General features: G+C 71.2%; 18 protein-coding genes. 9 read left to right on the top strand and 9 right to left on the bottom strand.

The genetic code is table 11. The annotated features are described in order from the left end of the window. The first annotated feature begins 6 nt into the window (after window positions 1-6). The 4 genes from ACQPWZ_RS05390 to ACQPWZ_RS05375 all read left to right on the top strand — a co-directional run bounded on the left by ACQPWZ_RS05390 (window position 7) and on the right by ACQPWZ_RS05375 (window position 3,840). A complete protein-coding gene (locus tag ACQPWZ_RS05390) occupies window positions 7-768 on the top strand; it encodes an SDR family oxidoreductase (protein ID WP_356704645.1) in 762 nt (253 codons plus the stop codon). Between the two features lie 116 nt (window positions 769-884). Next, window positions 885-2,465: an ABC transporter substrate-binding protein gene (locus ACQPWZ_RS05385; protein WP_356704646.1), complete on the top strand. Its 1,581-nt coding sequence runs from the start codon at window positions 885-887 to the stop codon at window positions 2,463-2,465. A 68-nt stretch (window positions 2,466-2,533) separates the two neighbouring features. Continuing rightward, entirely contained in the window at window positions 2,534-3,217 is a 684-nt protein-coding gene (locus ACQPWZ_RS05380; protein ID WP_313947600.1) for a uracil-DNA glycosylase, read from the top strand. A gap of 149 nt (window positions 3,218-3,366) precedes the next feature. Further along, entirely contained in the window at window positions 3,367-3,840 is a 474-nt protein-coding gene (locus ACQPWZ_RS05375; protein WP_340471974.1) for a hypothetical protein, read from the top strand. A gap of 163 nt (window positions 3,841-4,003) precedes the next feature. Here the strand turns inward: ACQPWZ_RS05375 and ACQPWZ_RS05370 are convergent, their stop codons facing one another. The 3 genes from ACQPWZ_RS05370 to ACQPWZ_RS05360 all read right to left on the bottom strand — a co-directional run bounded on the left by ACQPWZ_RS05370 (window position 4,004) and on the right by ACQPWZ_RS05360 (window position 5,691). Next, entirely contained in the window at window positions 4,004-4,456 is a 453-nt protein-coding gene (locus ACQPWZ_RS05370; RefSeq protein WP_433570792.1) for a hypothetical protein, read from the bottom strand. 91 nt (window positions 4,457-4,547) lie between these two features. Next, window positions 4,548-5,057 carry a DinB family protein gene (locus ACQPWZ_RS05365; RefSeq protein ID WP_433570791.1) on the bottom strand — a complete coding sequence of 170 codons (510 nt, stop codon included), beginning with the start codon at window positions 5,055-5,057 and terminating at the stop codon, window positions 4,548-4,550. Further along, window positions 5,044-5,691, bottom strand: coding sequence for a TetR/AcrR family transcriptional regulator (locus tag ACQPWZ_RS05360; RefSeq protein WP_405568315.1), 648 nt, complete (start codon window positions 5,689-5,691; stop codon window positions 5,044-5,046). Before ACQPWZ_RS05360 ends, ACQPWZ_RS05365 begins: the two co-directional genes overlap by 14 nt. A gap of 81 nt (window positions 5,692-5,772) precedes the next feature. Here ACQPWZ_RS05360 and ACQPWZ_RS05355 point away from each other — a divergent pair, with 81 nt between their 5' ends. Both ACQPWZ_RS05355 and ACQPWZ_RS05350 read left to right on the top strand, forming a co-directional pair. Beyond that, on the top strand, window positions 5,773-6,990 hold the full coding sequence (locus ACQPWZ_RS05355; protein WP_433570790.1) for an FAD-dependent monooxygenase: 1,218 nt from the start codon (window positions 5,773-5,775) through the stop codon (window positions 6,988-6,990). After that, the gene (locus tag ACQPWZ_RS05350) at window positions 6,987-7,892 is read left to right on the top strand and encodes a Gfo/Idh/MocA family protein (protein WP_433570789.1); all 906 of its coding nucleotides are present in this window, start codon (window positions 6,987-6,989) and stop codon (window positions 7,890-7,892) included. Before ACQPWZ_RS05355 ends, ACQPWZ_RS05350 begins: the two co-directional genes overlap by 4 nt. Here ACQPWZ_RS05350 and lnt read toward each other — a convergent pair. The 6 genes from lnt to ACQPWZ_RS05320 all read right to left on the bottom strand — a co-directional run bounded on the left by lnt (window position 7,816) and on the right by ACQPWZ_RS05320 (window position 13,314). Beyond that, entirely contained in the window at window positions 7,816-9,477 is a 1,662-nt protein-coding gene (gene lnt, locus ACQPWZ_RS05345; RefSeq protein ID WP_433570788.1) for an apolipoprotein N-acyltransferase, read from the bottom strand. The two genes, ACQPWZ_RS05350 and lnt, sit on opposite strands and share 77 nt — an antisense overlap. A gap of 102 nt (window positions 9,478-9,579) precedes the next feature. Then, window positions 9,580-10,038, bottom strand: coding sequence for a nuclear transport factor 2 family protein (locus ACQPWZ_RS05340; protein WP_340471968.1), 459 nt, complete (start codon window positions 10,036-10,038; stop codon window positions 9,580-9,582). 104 nt (window positions 10,039-10,142) lie between these two features. Then, a complete protein-coding gene (locus tag ACQPWZ_RS05335; protein WP_433570787.1) occupies window positions 10,143-11,300 on the bottom strand; it encodes a methyltransferase in 1,158 nt (385 codons plus the stop codon). Window positions 11,301-11,358: 58 nt separating this feature from the next. Then, window positions 11,359-11,532, bottom strand: coding sequence for a hypothetical protein (locus tag ACQPWZ_RS05330; RefSeq protein ID WP_340471966.1), 174 nt, complete (start codon window positions 11,530-11,532; stop codon window positions 11,359-11,361). A gap of 54 nt (window positions 11,533-11,586) precedes the next feature. After that, a complete protein-coding gene (locus ACQPWZ_RS05325) occupies window positions 11,587-12,459 on the bottom strand; it encodes an undecaprenyl-diphosphate phosphatase (RefSeq protein WP_356704652.1) in 873 nt (290 codons plus the stop codon). Window positions 12,460-12,609: 150 nt separating this feature from the next. Then, window positions 12,610-13,314, bottom strand: a complete 705-nt coding sequence (locus ACQPWZ_RS05320; protein WP_433570786.1) for a TVP38/TMEM64 family protein — start codon at window positions 13,312-13,314, stop codon at window positions 12,610-12,612. 49 nt (window positions 13,315-13,363) lie between these two features. On the opposite strand from ACQPWZ_RS05320, the gene ACQPWZ_RS05315 reads away from it, so the two are divergent. The 3 genes from ACQPWZ_RS05315 (at window position 13,364) to ACQPWZ_RS05305 (ending at window position 16,514) form a co-directional block, all read left to right on the top strand. After that, window positions 13,364-14,062 (top strand): DNA alkylation repair protein, encoded by a 699-nt coding sequence (locus ACQPWZ_RS05315; protein ID WP_433570785.1) that lies wholly within the window; start codon window positions 13,364-13,366, stop codon window positions 14,060-14,062. 317 nt (window positions 14,063-14,379) lie between these two features. Continuing rightward, a complete protein-coding gene (gene tuf, locus ACQPWZ_RS05310) occupies window positions 14,380-15,579 on the top strand; it encodes an elongation factor Tu (protein ID WP_340471962.1) in 1,200 nt (399 codons plus the stop codon). A gap of 89 nt (window positions 15,580-15,668) precedes the next feature. Then, window positions 15,669-16,514, top strand: a complete 846-nt coding sequence (locus tag ACQPWZ_RS05305; RefSeq protein ID WP_433570784.1) for a patatin-like phospholipase family protein — start codon at window positions 15,669-15,671, stop codon at window positions 16,512-16,514. Window positions 16,515-16,655 lie beyond the last annotated feature (141 nt).

The following is a 16,655-nucleotide window of genomic DNA, read 5'->3' as shown; positions in this document are numbered from 1 at the left end:
ACGAACATGACCGCAGAAGTACCTGACAGCGGAAAGGTCGCGCTGGTCACCGGCGCGAGCCGCGGCATCGGCTACGGAGTCGCCGAGGCGCTCGTCGCCCGCGGCGACCGGGTGTGCATCACCGGCCGTGGCGAGGACGCCCTCAAGGAGGCCGTGGAGAAGCTCGGCGCCGACCGGGTGATCGCCGTTCCGGGCAAGGCCCACGACGAGGCCCACCAGGCGGCCGCGGTGGAACGCACCATGGAGGCGTTCGGCCGGGTCGACTTCCTGGTGAACAATGCCGGCACCAACCCGGTCTTCGGACCGATGGCCGAGCTCGATCTGAACGTCGCGCGCAAGGTCTACGAGACCAACGTGATCTCGGCCCTCGGCTTCGCCCAGCAGACCTGGAAGGCGTGGCAGAAGGAGAACGGCGGTGCGATCGTGAACATCGCGTCCGTCGCCGGCATCTCGCCGTCGCCCTTCATCGGCGCGTACGGGATGAGCAAGGCGGCCATGGTCAATCTGACCCTCCAGCTGGCCCACGAGTTCGCCCCCGGCGTGCGGGTCAACGCGATCGCGCCCGCCGTGGTCAAGACGAAGTTCGCCGAGGCGCTGTACGAGGGCCGGGAGGCCGAGGCGGCAGCGGCCTACCCGCTGGCGCGGCTCGGCGTGCCCGAGGACATCGGCGGTGCCGCCGCGTTCCTCACGTCGGACCAGTCGGACTGGATCACGGGCCAGACTCTGGTCGTCGACGGCGGTATCTTCCTCAATGCAGGCGTGCACTGAGCGAACTGAGCCGTTTTGTTCATGAATGAACCAAGTGCCCTGCCGGGCTTTTAGGTTGACCCGGCAGGGCGCTGCGGTATGGTCGGCCGACCCATGGCTGAACGAGGAGCGTGCACGTGTTCTACCGGACCTGTCTGCAGGCCGCTGCAGCCCTAGCGTCCATATCTCTGCTGGCGGGATGCGGTCTGTTCTCCGATGCGGAAGCGGACGGCAAGCAGAAGATTTCAGTCGGTACGACGAGTGAGCCCACGACGCTCGATCCTGCCGCTGCCTGGGACGGTTCATGGGAGTTGTTCCGCAACGTCTTCCAGACGCTGGTCAGCTTCCCGACCGGCAGCACGACACCGCAGCCCGATGCGGCGAAGAAGTGCCAGTTCATGGATCCGGCGAACAAGGTCTTCGAGTGCGAGCTGCGCTCCGGGCTGAAGTTCTCCAACGGTGACACCCTCGACGCCGCCGCCGTGAAGCACTCGATCGACCGGATCCAGAAGATCGATGTGCAGGGTGGCCCCAACGGTCTGCTCGGTTCCCTCGACAAGGTCGAGACGTCCGGCGACCGTGTGGTGCGCTTCCGTCTGAAGTCCCCGGACGCCACGTTCCCGTTCATCCTCGCCACGCCCGCCATGTCGATCGTGCCGCCGAAGGAGTACCCGGCGGACAAGCTCCGCGAGGACGGCGGGCTGACCGGTTCCGGTCCCTACGTGCTGGACTCGTACAACAAGGGCGACAAGGCGGAGCTGACCCGCAACGACACCTACGAGGGCTTCGCCAAGCGCAAGAACGACGCCGTCACGATCCGTTACTTCGGCGACTCCGACGTGATGGTCAAGTCCCTCAAGAAGAAGGAGATCGACGCGATCTACCGCGGTCTGACCGCGCCCGAGGTCGTCGAACTCCAGCAGAAGCTCCCCGAGAACGATCACCTTCAGCTCGTCGAGACCGTCGGCGCCGACATCCGCTACCTGGTCTTCAACTCCAAGGACCCGATGGCGGGCAAGCTCCCCGTGCGGCGGGCGATCGCCCAGATCGTGGACCGCGGCGCGCTGGTCAACAAGGTCTACCAGGGCACCTCCGAGCCGCTGTACTCGATGGTTCCGAAGGGCATCGCGGGCCACACCACGGAGTACTTCGACCGCTTCGGCGACCCGAGCGTGGCCAAGGCCAAGGGCATCCTGGAGGACGCCGGCATCGACAAGCCGGTGCCGCTGACCTTCTGGTACACCACCGACCGTTACGGCTCGGCGACGGCGCTGGAGTTCCGCGAGCTCAAGAGGCAGCTGGACGCGTCCGGTCTCTTCAAGATCACGATCCAGGGCAAGTCGGAGAAGGAGTTCCAGCAGGGATACAAGTCCGGCTCCTACCCCGTCTTCGGCCGAGGCTGGTTCCCCGACTTCCCGGACCCGGACAACTTCATCGCGCCGTTCGTCGGCGAGAAGAACGTGCTGAGCACGCCGTACGAGAACAAGGAGATCACCGACACGCTGCTGCCCGCCTCCCGGCGGGAGAGCGACCGTGGCGCGGTGACGACCGAGTTCGAGCGGGCCCAGGAGATCCTCGTCGACGACGTCCGGCTGCTGCCGCTGTGGCAGGGCAAGCTGTACGTCGCGGCCAGCGAGGAGATCGGCGGCGGCGAGCTCGCCCTCGACCCGCAGACGGTCATGCAGATGTGGGAGCTGTACCGCAAGGCCAGCTGGTAGGACCCGTTGTCAGTGCCTCCGGGTAGGTTCTGTGGTCGGTAAGTGATCGCATCCCGGAGGTTGTTGACGTGACCGACACCGACATGCTGCCCGAGTCCTGGCGCGGCGTCCTCGGCGACGAGCTGCAGAAGCCGTACTTCAAGGAGCTCGTCGACTTCGTCGAGGACGAGCGCGCCAGGGGGCCGGTGTACCCGCCGCGCGAGGAGGTCTTCGCCGCGCTGGACGCCACGCCCTACGACCGGGTCAAGGTGCTGGTGCTCGGCCAGGATCCGTACCACGGCGAGGGGCAGGGGCACGGGCTCTGCTTCTCGGTGCGGCCGGGCGTCAAGACGCCGCCCTCGCTGCGGAACATCTACAAGGAGATGCAGGCCGAGCTCGGCCTCCCGATCCCGGACAACGGCTATCTGATGCCGTGGGCCGAGCAGGGCGTGCTGCTGCTCAACGCGGTGCTGACCGTCCGCGCCGGCGAGGCCAACTCCCACAAGGGCAAGGGGTGGGAGAAGGTGACGGACGCGGTGATCACCGCCGTGGCCTCCCGCCCGGACCCGGCCGTGTTCGTCCTGTGGGGGAACTACGCGCAGAAGAAGCTTCCGCTGATCGACGAGCAGCGGCATGTGGTGGTGAAGGGCGCCCACCCCTCACCGCTGTCGGCGAAGAGGTTCTTCGGATCCCGGCCCTTCACCCAGATCAACGAGGCCGTCGCCGCGCAGGGCCACGCGCCCATCGACTGGCGCATCCCCGACCTCGGCTGACCGTTCGCGCACCCGGCTGACAGGCACGGGCCACCTGCCCGAGCCTGTGCGGCATTGTCGGTGGCGGCGGCTAGCGTCGTGATCGTGGCGTCCGTGCCGACGGCCGGCGCCACGGTCGCACGTCGGGCGCACGGATGCGGGAGGCGGCAGTGGTGGAGCAGCAGGAGGCGTCGGAGGACGCCGTCATGACCCGGATCGGGCAGGCGATCATGCTGCTGCACGGCGGTGACCGCGAAGAGGCGCGCAATCGCTTCGGCACGCTGTGGGCGGAGATCGGCGACGCGGGGGAGCCCCTCCACCGCTGCACCCTCGCGCACTACATGGCGGACACCCAGGACGACCCGGTGGACGAGCTGGCGTGGGACCTGCGGGCGCTCGCGGCGGCGGAGGGGCTGAGCGAGCAGCGGACCGCCGCCCACCAGGCCGGGCTCGCGGTCCGGGCCTTCTACCCCTCGCTCCACCTCAACCTCGCCGCCGACTACGTGAAGCTGCACCGGCCGCAGGCGGCCCGGATCCATCTCGACCGGGCTCGCTCGGCGACGGACGCACTCGGCGACGACGGATACGGCCGAGGGGTCCGCGCGGCCATCGAACGCCTGGAGCTGAGGCTGCGCACCGACTGAGGCGTGGGTCCCGAGTCGGCAGGGCTCTGAGTCCGTGTCGGCGGGGGCCCGGGCCGGATCGGGACCCTGCGCCGTCGGGCAGGGGCTCAGGACCCGCAGGGCTCCATGCGGTGTCGGCGACGGCCCGGGTCGGAGTCTTCCGCCTGCCGGGCAGTGGCCCGGCTCAACGTCCGTACACATCCCGGCAGATGCGTGCCTGCGCGCTGTCCGGTCGCCAGCCCCCGTAGCCCTCGCTCAGCGCACAGACGTCGGGCCGCGACGTCGGCACGACGGGCAGCAGCGCCCGAGGCGTCGGAGATGTCGGCTCCGTCTGCCGCAGCGGGACGGGAGAGGGGTCGTGGCGGCGCGGTACGGCGGACTCGGACGGTGGCACCGCAGGGAGCGGGGGAGTCGTCTCCCGTGCTGCCGGCGGGGCCAGGGCCTCGCGCACGGGAGCCTGACCGACCCGGGGCTCCAGCACCTGCACCGGGCGGCTGCCGGCCGGTGCGGGGACCGGAGCGGACCCCGGGGCCACGGACACACAACCCGTCACGGACAGGCCCCACACGGCCAAGGCGGCCACCCCTGCCAGGACGTTCGCGGCGGTCGGTGGTCGCCGCTTCGATGATCGCTGCACGCGATCAACTGTGCTGGTCGCCGGGCCGGTTCACCGCCCGACCGCTCCACAATGGCCCTCACGGGTGACATCGGCCCCGGCCGCGGGCGGGTCATTCGCCCGTGGCGCCGTCGATCCGCTCCCGTACCAGGTCGGCGTGCCCGTTGTGGCGCGCGTACTCCTCGATCATGTGCGTCATGATCCACCGCAGGTTGAACGCCCTCCCGGAACGGGTGGTGCCGGCCGCGACATCGGCCAGCGAGCGGCCCGCGACCAGCTCGCGGGCACGCGCGATCTCCGTCTGCCATGCGGTGCGGGCGTCCGACCAGGTGTCCTGGTCCGTGACGTGGAAGTCCCCGTCCCGGTCCTCCTCGCAGTAGAGCGTGCGGACGTCCTCGCCCGCGAAGACGTCTCGGAACCAGCCGCGCTCGACCTCCGCCATGTGCCGTACGAGTCCCAGCAGCGATATCCCGGACGGTGGCACGGACCGCTCACGCAGCTGCTCGTCGGTGAGCCCCGCGCACTTCAACTCCAGCGTCTCGCGGTGGAACTCCAACCAGCCCGTCAGCATGGCCTGTTCGCCTGCGGTGGTGGACGGTTCGGTGCGCTCAGTCCTCGTCATGGCGATCATCCTGGAGGACCGGCCCGCCGCCCGCCAGGGCATTTTCGCCGAGCATCCCCCGCAGCAGCTCGGTGAACCCCGTGCGCAGCTCCGCCCGGTCGGGGACGGCCGCGTGGTACGACCCCACGGCGCAGGCGAACATCAGCCCCTCGCACCAGGCGACCAGGGACAGCGCATGGCGTTCCGGCTCCGGTGAACCGGCCGCTGTCATCAGGGCGTTCAGCATGGTCCGGAAGCGGCTGCCAGCCGCGTCGTAGTACGCACGCAGCTCCGGTCGGCGGGTGGCCTCCAGGGCGAGTTCGTAGCGGGCGACGAGCAGTTCGCGATGGCGCGTGAGATAGCGGTGCAGCGCGAGGGCCAGGGCGTCCGCCAGGCCCTCGCCGCTGTCGCCCGCGGCCGGCAGCTCGCCGGGTGTCAGAACGGCCGCCTCGCGGTCGGCCAGACGGCGTACCGCGGCCTCCAGAAGGGCCTGCCGGGTGCGGGCGTGATTGGACGTCGAGCCCTGAGGGAGGCCCGCGGTCTCGTCCACCGCCCGGTGGGTGAGGCCGCGCATGCCGCGCTCGGCGAGCAGTCCGAGCGCGGCGTCGGCGATCAGATCGGCGCGGGAGGTGCCGGGAGTGGTGCGTTCTGCCATGGGCCCAACCTACCGTCGCAACTACAGCTGTAGTACGCTCGGTGTGTCACTACAGATGTAGTGCGCCTGTGAGGAGGAGCCATGCCCGAGCCCCGAGCCGTCGTCATCGGCAGTGGCATCGGCGGCCTGACCGCCGCCGTGGCCCTGCACCGAAGCGGCTGGCAGGTCACCGTCCTGGAACAGGCCGCCTCCCTGGAGCCGGTCGGCGCCGGCATCGGGCTCGCCCCCAACGGCCAGCGTGCGCTCGACGTGATCGGCCTCGGCGACGACATCCGGGAGCTGTCCGCGTGGCAGGGCGACGGCGGCATGCGCACCCCGCGCGGCCGGTGGCTCGCCCGCACGAACAGCGCGGCCGCCGCCGAGCGCTTCGGCGGGCCCCTGGTCCTTCTCCACCGCGCCACCCTGGTCGACCGCATCGCCGCCCTGCTGCCCGCGGGCGCCGTGCACACCGCGAGCGCGGCCCGGCTCACCGACCCGGGCGCCGCGGACGGACGCCCGGCCCGTGTCACCACCGCGGACGCGGAGTTCGAGGCGGAACTCGTCGTCGGCGCCGACGGAATCCACTCGGCCGTCCGCACCGCGCTGTTCCCTGCCCATCAGGGTCCGGCCTACTCCGGATTCACCACCTGGCGCGTCGTGGTCCCGGGCCTCGGCAGGGCCTTCGCACCGCACGAGACCTGGGGCGCCGGCACCCTGTGGGGCACCCAGCCCCTCAAGGACGGCAGGATCTACGCCTACGCGGCGGCCGTCGCGCCCGCCGGCGACCGGGCGGAGGACGAGAAGGCCGAACTCCTGCGCCGGTTCGGGGACTGGCACGATCCGGTCCCGGCCGTCATCGCCGCCGCGGACCCGCGGCAGGTGCTGCGCAACGACGTCCACCACCTCATCGACCCCTTGCCCGCCTTCCACAGGGGCCGGACCGTCCTCGTCGGCGACTCCGCCCACGCCATGGCGCCCACCCTGGGCCAGGGCGGCAACCAGGCGATCGAGGACGGCATCGTCCTCGCCCATCACCTCGCCCCCGGAGCCGAGCTGGGCGCGGGCCTCGCCGCCTACAGCGCGGACCGGCTCCCGCGTACCACCGCCGTCGTCCGCAAGGCGGCCCGGGTCGCCCGGGCGATGTCGCTGACCAGCCGGCCGGCCGTCGCCGCGCGCAACACCCTGATGTCCGCGGTCTCCCGGCTCGGGCCGGGCGTGGTGCTGCGGACCTTCGACGGCATCGCCGACTGGCAGCCGCCCCGGCGCCCGTATGCTGACCAGGCACACGGGCGAGGACACAGCGTGAGGGAGGCCCCGTGAAGGTCGGCTGCATCGGACTCGGCGACATCGCGCAGAAGGCCTATCTGCCGGTGCTGGGCGCTCTTCCAGGCGTCGAACTGCATCTGCAGACCCGCACACCGGCCACCCTGGCCAGGGTCGCCGAGACGCACCGCATCCCCGCCGATCGGCGCCACACCGACCTCGGCCGGCTGCTGGACCAAGGCCTCGACGCCGCCTTCGTGCATGCGCCGACAGGGGCGCACGCGGAGATCGTCGGCCGTCTCCTCCAAGCGGGTGTGCCCACCTATGTCGACAAGCCTCTCGCGTACGAACTCGCCGACTCCGAACGGCTCGTGGACCTCTCCGAATCACGCGGCACCAGCCTGGCCGTCGGCTTCAACCGGCGGCTCGCGCCGGGATACGCCCAGTGCCTGGAGCACCCGCGCGACCTGATCCTGATGCAGAAGAACCGCGTCGGTCTCCCCGAGGACCCCCGCACCCTCGTGCTCGACGACTTCATCCATGTCGTCGACACCCTGCGCTTCCTCGCCCCCGGCACGATCGAGCACAGCGATGTGCGGGCCCGCATCGTCGACGGGCGGATGCACCACGTCGTCCTCCAGCTGTCCGGCGAGGGATTCACCGCCATCGGCACCATGAACCGGATGAGCGGCTCCGCCGAGGAGATCCTCGAGGTGTCCGGCCAGGACACCAAGCGCGAGGTGCGCAACCTCGCCGAAGTCGTCGACCACAAGGGGCAGCCCAGCGTGGGACGACGGGGCGACTGGGTGCCGGTGGCCCGCCAGCGCGGCATCGAGCAGTCGGTGACGTCGTTCCTCGAAGCGGTCCGCGCGGGCAAGTTCCTCAGTGCCCAGGACGCCCTGAGGACTCATGAACTGTGCGAACGCGTGGTGCTTCGGGCTCTCGAGCAGGCCGCCTGACGGCCCGCGCGCCCTCCGCCGCCAGCCACAGGGCCAGCACGGCGAGCGCGCCGTAGACCGCCCAGTCGCCGAACCGCACATACGCCGTCGTCCCGCGCGCCAGCGGTATGTCGTAGACCGCCGCCGTGCTCTCGTCCGTACCGAGCGGCTGCCCCACCCGGCCGCCCTGCGCGTCGTGGACCGCGCTGACACCGGTGAGCGTGGCGTGCACCATCGGCCGCCCGCTCTCCGCCGCCCGCAGGGCCGCCAGTGACGCGTGCTGCTCCGGCGCCCAGCTGTTCTGGAAGGACGACGTCGCCGACTGGGCGATGAGCACCTGGGCACCGTCCCGGGTGAGCCGGCGGCTCATGTCGGGGAACGCCGACTCGAAGCAGACCAGCGGACCGAGGCGCAGCCGGTCGGCACCGTCGCCCGGCAGCACCATCACCACGGGGCGCGTGCCGCGCAGCCGGTCCTCGCCGGCCGCCTTGCCCACCGAGGTCGCCCAGCCGAGCAGATCACGCGCCGGGATGTACTCACCGAACGGCACCAGACGCATCTTGTCGTAGCGGTCACCGGTCGGTCCCTGCGGACCGACCAGGACCGAGCTCTTGAAGATCCCGCTCTGCCCGGAGGCGTCCACGCGCCGGGCGTCGACATTGACCAGCAGATCGGCACCGACCGCACGCGAGAGGACCGCGAGACGCGCCGCCAGATCGGGGCGTTCGCGCAGGTCCGATCCCACACTGCTCTCGCCCCAGACGACCAGGTCGACGTCCTGGCCGGCCAGCTCACGGGTCAGCTGCTCGCTGCGCTCGAAGCGCTTGTCCTCGCCGCCGATGCCGTTGATCACCCCAGGCTGGACGACCGCGATCCGGGTCCGGCCCGACGACTCCGGTTGTGGTGCCCACATCCACGCCGCCGTGGTGGCGAGCGCACAGGCGACCGTGCCGCCCACCGCGGTGGTACGGGCCCTGGGCACCGCGATCAGTACGGTCACCGCGGTGTTCACCGCCAGCACGAGCAGGCTGACCAGCCACACGCCACCCACCGACGCCAGCCGCAGGGCGGGGGAGACTTCCCACTGGCTGGCGCCGAGCAGCCCCCACGGGCCGCCCAACCCCTCCCAGGAGCGGGCCAGTTCGATCATCAGCCACCCGGAGGGGACCACGGCGAGAGCCGCCGCGGCCCGTGCCGGTGACGGCATACCGCCGAGCAGGGAGCGAACGAGCCACCCCCAGGGCGCCCACAGCAGCCCCAGCAGTGCGGCCAGAACGACGATGAACACATGGAGGCTCGGCATGAGCCAGTGATGCACGGCGACCATGAAGCCCAGGCCGCCGAGCCAGCCCTCCAGCGCCGCCCGCCGCCCGGTCGCCGCCGTGCGCACCAGCAGCATCCACGGCACCAGCGCCACATAGGCGAACCACCAGAGCGACGGTTCGGGGAACGCGAGCGCCGGCAGGGCACCGGCCATGACGGCGGCGACCGCACGCCCGCGGGGGGTTGCGAGGAGCCGCCGGGCGCGCTGCCACCCCGCGTCGTCTCCGGTCCGTCGTCGGGGCTCGCTGCCCTCCCGCCGGCTCCGGCCGACCGGAATCCGCATGACGCGCCTCCTCGTCCTGCCTGGAAGGGACCGCCCCGACGGGCGGCGAGCCGTCCCTCTCCAGTGTGCGCGAGGGGGTCCCGCACCGACAGCGTGCCCTTTCTAGCTCACGGCAAGCGCTCCCGTGCCGCGCCGCCACTTCTCGGCGATCAGCACATGGTTGAGCCGCCAGCCCTCGTCCGTACGGAGTACGTGGAAGGTGTAGCGGCCGCCGGACACGAAGTCGTCGCCCGACTCCATCCGCATCGGATTCACATAGTCGGCCTGAAGCTCGGCGCCGTCACCCGGATAGCCCCCCAGATCCTGGATGTGCAGGCGCCGGTTGACGATCAGGTGCTGGCGTACGGGAAAGATGCGCATCGTCTCCGCCAGCCAGTCGGCGACCTCGGCGGCGGAGCCCTCGATCCCGCCGGAACTGCGGTAGTCGGCGCGCCCGTCCCCGGTGAACAAGGCCCGGTAGGCACTCCAGTCGGCGTCGTCCACGGCCACCGCGTAACCGGTGACCAGTTCGTCGATGGCGAGGCGGTCCATCATCGTCGCGAGATCCACGCGCTGCGTCATCGGGTCAGTCTCGGGCAGCCGGGGCCCCAGGCCAAGAGCCGCGCACGCTCATCACCCGCGTCTGTTCGGCAAACGGTGGATCTCCGCCGTCCGGAAGGCCGGCCCTAGGGCCGGACGGCCTTCAGGACCACGAACTTCGGGTCGCTCGCCACGACCTCGCAGTTGCCGAAGAGCCGCCGCAGCCGTACGTGGTACCCGAGGTGCCGGTTGCCGATCACCCACAGCTCGCCGCCGGGCCGCAGGACGCGGCGGGCGTCACCGAACATCCGGCGGGCCGTCGAGTCCGTCGTCGCCCGGTGCGAATGGAACGGCGGATTGTTCAGGACGAGATCGGCTGAGCCGTCCGCCAGCTCCGCCAGCCCGTCCCCCACGAGGAAGTCCGCCCTCGATGCGTCGGCGACGTTCTCGCGGTAGGTGGCCCGTGCGGAGTCCACCGCGGAGAAGGACTCGTCGGCGAAGGTCACCGAGGTCTCCGGCCCGGCGAGAGCCGCGGCGGTGCCGACCACGCCGTTGCCGCAGCCGAGGTCCACCACATGGGCGGGCCCGCTGCGCTCCGGCAGATGCCGCAGGAAGAACCGGGTGCCGATGTCGAGACGGTCGGCGCAGAAGATGCCCGCGTGGTTGGTGACGGACCGGCCTGCCAGCACACCGATGCCGTCGGGCAGGGCGTAGCGCACCGGCCAGGGGCTGGGTCCGGGGGCCAGCGCGGGGTCGGGCGTGCAGAAGATGAGCCGCGCCTTCTTCACCGCGAGCGAGGTCCGCGTCGGGCCGATGATCCGCTCGAACAGCCGCAGCGTCGAGGTGTGGATCTCGCTCACCATGCCGGTACCGATGACCAGGGTGCCGGCGTGCACGGCGGGCGCGAGCCGGTGCAGCTGGTCCTCCAGCAGCGCGAGGCTCTTGGGCACCCGGACGAGCAGGACGTCGATGCGCTCGGGCGGAGTGTCCCGGGCGGACAGCAGCCGCACGGAGGCGGCGTCGAGGCCGTTGCGCGCCAGATTCGCGCGGGTGGCCTCCTGGCCGAGGTACGAGTCGGTGATCTGTACGGGGCCGTGCGCGGCGAGTGAGACGGTCAGAGCACCCCACCGGTCGCCCACCACGACCACGGTGCCGGACAGGTCCGCCGGATCCTCGTCGTCGCTCCCCTCGAGCCTGCCCAACAGGTACTCGTCGGCGGCGTCCCATGCGCGGAGGGTGTCGCGGGGATCTTCGGGGAAGCGGGCGAGCCGGAGGTCGCCCCAGGACGTGGTCAGACGGTTCATCGTGCAGCCAGGCTAGCCGAGCGCGGGCACCTCATGATCCACGCGCCCGCTGCGGACGTCAGGCCGCTCGCCCCACACCTTCGAGAGCCGCGGCCGCCCACTTCACCACGAGCGCCTCGTACTCCGGGCGCCGGTCGTCGGGCAGCTGCCCGTCGGCCCACAGCTCTCGGATGCGGGCGTTCAACTCGGTGGCGGACAGGGCGGTCTCGGTCTCGGGTCGAAGGGTGGACATGGCGAACAGGCTACGACGGGCCCGAGCGGCGCGTCTTCCCTTCGGCGTGTGGCGTCAGTCGCCCGACTCGCCCGCGTGGGGGCTCAGAGTGTCCGTTCCGACCAGGATGAACAGGGCAATTCCCAGAATCACCCGGTAGATGACGAAGGGCATGAAGCTCTTGGTAGTGATGAACTTCATGAACCATGCGATGACCGCGTAGCCCACACCGAACGCGATGAACGTCGCGAAAATGGTGGGCCCCCAGGACACATGGCCCTCGCTCGCGTCCTTGAGCTCGTACGCGCCGGAAGCGAGGACGGCGGGGATGGCCAGCAGGAACGAGTAGCGGGCCGCGGCCTCGCGGGTGTAGCCCATCAGCAGACCGCCGCTGATGGTGGCGCCGGACCGGGAGACACCGGGGACGAGGGCCATCGCCTGGCAGATGCCGAAGATCAGACCGTCCTTGACGCTCAGTTCGCGCAGCGTCTTGCGCTCCCTGATGGCGCGGTGCTTGCCGCCCGTCTCGTCGCGGGCGGCGAGCCGGTCGGCGATGCCGAGGACGATGCCCATCACGATCAGCGTGGTGGCGATGAGGCGCAGATCACGGAACGGGCCCTCGATCTGGTCCTTGAGCGTGATGCCCAGCACGCCGATCGGGATCGAGCCGACGATCACCAGCCAGCCCATCTGGGCGTCGTGGTCGCTGCGCATCGCCTTGTCGGTCAGCGAGCGGAACCATGCCGAGACGATCCTCGCGATGTCCTTGCGGAAGTAGATCAGGACGGCCGCCTCGGTGCCGATCTGAGTGATCGCGGTGAATGCCGCACCCGGGTCGTGCCATCCGGCGAACGCCGCGGTGAGCCGCAGATGAGCGCTGGAGGAGATGGGCAGGAATTCGGTCAGCCCCTGGACGAGCCCGAGGATGAATGATTCGAACCAAGACATGGAAAACTACGCCGTCCAAGAAATGATCACGGTCAGGCGGCGCGTAGCGTTCTCGATCATGCGCCAGGTCTGAGGCAGCCTAGCGTCCCTCCACGGCGGGCTGTGCCTCGGGCCCTGGCAGGGCCCAGGCGCGAGCAGCGCCTCAGAGGGTCAACTGCTCGGCAGACGATGGCGCTTGCGCCAGGCGACGGCCGCGGCGCCGAGACCCGTGACCACGATGAAGCCCATCGCGATCAGGAACACCGGCGACGTCGGCGACCCGGCCCGGCTGCCCGCGACGACGTACGCCGCGGTGTTCGGGATCGAGCCCAGTCCGGTGGCCAGCAGGAACGGGACGTAGCCCATGCGGGAGACGGCCGCACAGTAGTTGGCCGCGGCGAAGGGCACACCGGGGAAGAGCCTGATCGCCAGCATCGAGCGGAAGCCGTGCGTACTGAGCTGGGTGTCCGCGGCCTTCAGCCAGCGGCCCTTCACCAGCGGACGCAGCGCGTCCTGTCCCAGCAGACGGCCGAGGGTGAAGGAGATGCCCGCACCGATCACCGTGCCGGCGATCGCCGAGACGAGACCGGCCTGTGAGCCGAACAGCGCGCCCGCCGCCAGGTTGAGCAACGGCCGCGGTACGAAAGCGGCGGTGCACGCGCCGTACGCCACACCGAACAGCATCACCGCGGCGGCGCCGCCGAGTTGGGCCGGGAAGCCGCCGGAGAGCAGTCTCTGCGGCTCGTACAGCAGGACCAGTGCCGCCGCGGTCGCCAGCATGAGGACCAGCAGCGACAGCCGCGACCACGGGGACAACAACACCCGGGTGCAGCGGACGGCGAGTGGGGAAGCGGGCCTGGGGACGGGCTCGAACATCCGGAGACAGTAACCGACATAGGGATGTGATCGCCGTAATCTGTGACGCATGACCCCCGCGGTACCACGCAGCGAGCTCGCCGACACGGTCATGGAACGACTGACCGCGCTGTACCCCACCGGGGCCGATCCGGTCCGGGCGGCGGGCGCCGCCGCGTACATGAAGGGGGTCGCGCCCTTCCTCGGGATCTACACCGCCGAGCGGCGCGTCATGTCCCGCACCGCGCTCGCAGGGCTGCCGGCGCCGGACGAGACCGACTGCACGGCGATCGCACTGCGCTGCTGGGCGCTGCCCGAGCGGGAGTACGCCTACTTCGCCGCCGACTATCTGCGCCGTCACGTCCGCCGCTGCTCCTCCGGCTTTCTGCCCGTCGTCCGCCGGCTCGTCACCACTGTCTCCTGGTGGGACACCGTCGACGCGCTCGCCGCACATGTCGTCGGACCGCTCGTCGCGGCCGACCCCGCGCTCAGGACCGACATGGACGCCTGGATCGACGACGACGATCTGTGGGTCGCCCGCACGGCGCTGCTCCATCAACTGCGCTACAAGGAGTCCACCGACACCGGGCGTCTCTTCGGGTACTGCCTGCGCCGCGGCGACCACCCCGACTTCTTCATCCGCAAGGCGATCGGCTGGTGCCTGCGGGAGTACGCCAAGACCGACCCCGACGCCGTACGGGACTTCGTCGGCTCCGCCCGGGACCGGCTCTCCCCGCTGTCGGTACGGGAAGCGCTGAAGAACCTGTGACCTGCTGATCTCCCTTCACGGAGAATCCGGACCCGCCGAACTCCCGTACACGGAAAACCATTCGACGCGGCGCGGGCCGTGGGCGAACATCGTCCTCATGTTCCGGTACGCCTTTCTCGCAGCGCCGTCCGCAGTCGCGGACGCGCCGAAGGCTGCCGCATTCCTCACGGCGGCGGCAGCCGCTGCCGCGGCGCCGTTCGGCGGCGCCCGAAGCTGACCCTTCCCGGAACGTCCGGCGGACCCCGCAGGGGGAGGGTCGGCAAGGCCCAGGGGTCCTCATCACGCTTCGCACTCCGAGGAAGTCCGAGGAAACAGCCATGCCCAAGACGGCATACGTACGCACCAAGCCGCATCTCAACATCGGCACCATGGGCCATGTCGACCACGGCAAGACCACGCTGACCGCCGCCATCACGAAAGTGCTCGCCGAGCGCTCCGGGAGCAGCACCTCCTACGTGTCCTTCGACCGCATCGACCGGGCGCCGGAGGAGGCGCAGCGGGGCATCACCATCAACATCGCGCACGTCGAGTACGAGACGGACACCCGGCACTACGCGCACGTGGACATGCCCGGGCACGCCGACTACGTCAAGAACATGGTCACGGGCGCCGCCCAGCTCGACGGGGCGATCCTGGTCGTCTCCGCGCTCGACGGGGTCATGCCGCAGACGGCCGAGCACGTCCTGCTCGCCCGTCAGGTCGGTGTCGACCACATCGTCGTCGCGCTGAACAAGGCCGACGCGGGTGACGACGAGCTGACCGACCTGGTCGAGCTGGAGGTCCGCGAGCTCCTCACCGCGCACGGCTACGGCGGCGAGGCCGCTCCCGTCGTCCGGGTCTCCGGGCTCAGGGCGCTGGAGGGCGACCCACGCTGGACCGCCGCCGTGGAGGCGTTGCTCGACGCCGTCGACACCTATGTGCCGATGCCCGTCAGGTACACCGACGCGCCGTTCCTGCTGCCGGTGGAGAACGTCCTGACCATCACCGGGCGCGGGACGGTCGTCACCGGCGCCGTCGAGCGGGGCACGGTACGCGTCGGCGACCGTGTGCAGGTGCTCGGCGCGGACACCGAGACGGTCGTCACCGGCCTGGAGACCTTCGGCAAGCCGATGGAGTCCGCCGAGGCGGGAGACAACGTCGCACTGCTGCTGCGCGGACTGCCGCGCGACGCGGTGCGCCGCGGCCATGTGGTGGCCGCGCCCGGCAGCGTCACTCCGAGCCGGCACTTCACCGCCCAGGTGTATGTGCTCTCGGCCAAGGAGGGCGGCCGCAGGACGGCGGTCTCCACCGGCTACCGGCCGCAGTTCTACATCCGCACCGCGGACGTCGTCGGGGACGTCGACCTCGGCGAGCGGGCCGTTGCGCAGCCCGGCGACACGGTCACCATGACCGTCGAGCTGGGACGTGACATCCCGTTGGAGGCCGGTCTCGGCTTCGCCATCCGCGAGGGCGGCCGCACGGTCGGCGCCGGCACGGTGACCGAGGTCGCCGGCGTGAAGGCTGCCGCCGCCGGGTGAGGCGCACGGCCGGTCCCCGTACGCACCGTACGAGGACCGGCCACCTGCGCCTACGCTGCTGCCACACACCTCGGCGGAAGGCGGCGGCGATGGGCGACACGGCCCTGGTGCTCGGCGGCGGCGGTCTCACCGGCATCGGCTGGGAGATCGGCATCCTGCACGGACTCGCGCGGGCGGGCGTGGATGTGACCGGCGCCGACACGGTGATCGGCACCTCGGCGGGCTCGGTCGTGGGCGCGCAGCTCGTCTCCGGGCTGCTGGAGCTCCCGGAGCTGTACGAGCGTCAACTCGCCTCCCCCGACGGGGAGATCACCGCGAGCATGGGGCCCGCGATGCTGGCCCGTTACGCCTGGACCGTGCTGCGGGCGCGCGACAGCACGGCGTACGGCATCCGCATGGGGAAGATGGCGATCAAGTCCGGGACGGACGGCGGGGCAGGGCGCCGGGAGGTCATCGCCCGGCGGCTGCTGTCGCACGAGTGGCCCGAGCAACGGCGGCTCGTGGTGACGGCCGTCGACGCCGCCACGGGCGAGTTCCGCCCCTTCGACCGGAACAGCGGGGTCGGACTCGTGGACGCGGTGGCCGCGAGCTGCGCGGTGCCGGGGGTCTGGCCGCCCATGGAGATCGACGGCCGGCTGTTCATCGACGGGGGAGTGCGGTCGTCCTCCAACGCGGATCTCGCCTCCGGGTACGGCAGGGTCGTCGTGGTGGCCCCGATGGCTATCGGCGGCGGACCGGTGCCGGCCGCCCGGGTGCAGGCCGCGCGACTGCGGGATGAAGGGGCCCGCGTCGCCGTCATCACCCCGGACCGGGCGGCGCGGAAGGCGTTCGGCCGCAATGTCCTGGACCCGGCCCGGCGGGCGCCCGCGGCACGGGCGGGACTCGCCCAGGCGGCGGCGCACGCCGACGAGGTCGCGGCGGTCTGGTCCGGCTGACGGCGGGACGCTCGGTGCGGGGCGGTTGCCGCAGCTCGGCACGGGCGGTTGCTTGCGGCGGGCGCGGCGCACAGCGGTGGCTTGCGGCGGGCGTGTGCTCGGCAACAGTTGCCTGCGGCCGGCGCGCTCGGACGGGTACGG

The organism is Streptomyces sp. CA-251247, assembly GCF_050952975.1.
Lineage (GTDB): Bacteria > Actinomycetota > Actinomycetes > Streptomycetales > Streptomycetaceae > Streptomyces > Streptomyces achmelvichensis.
This window is presented reverse-complemented; position numbering and strand designations above follow the sequence as displayed.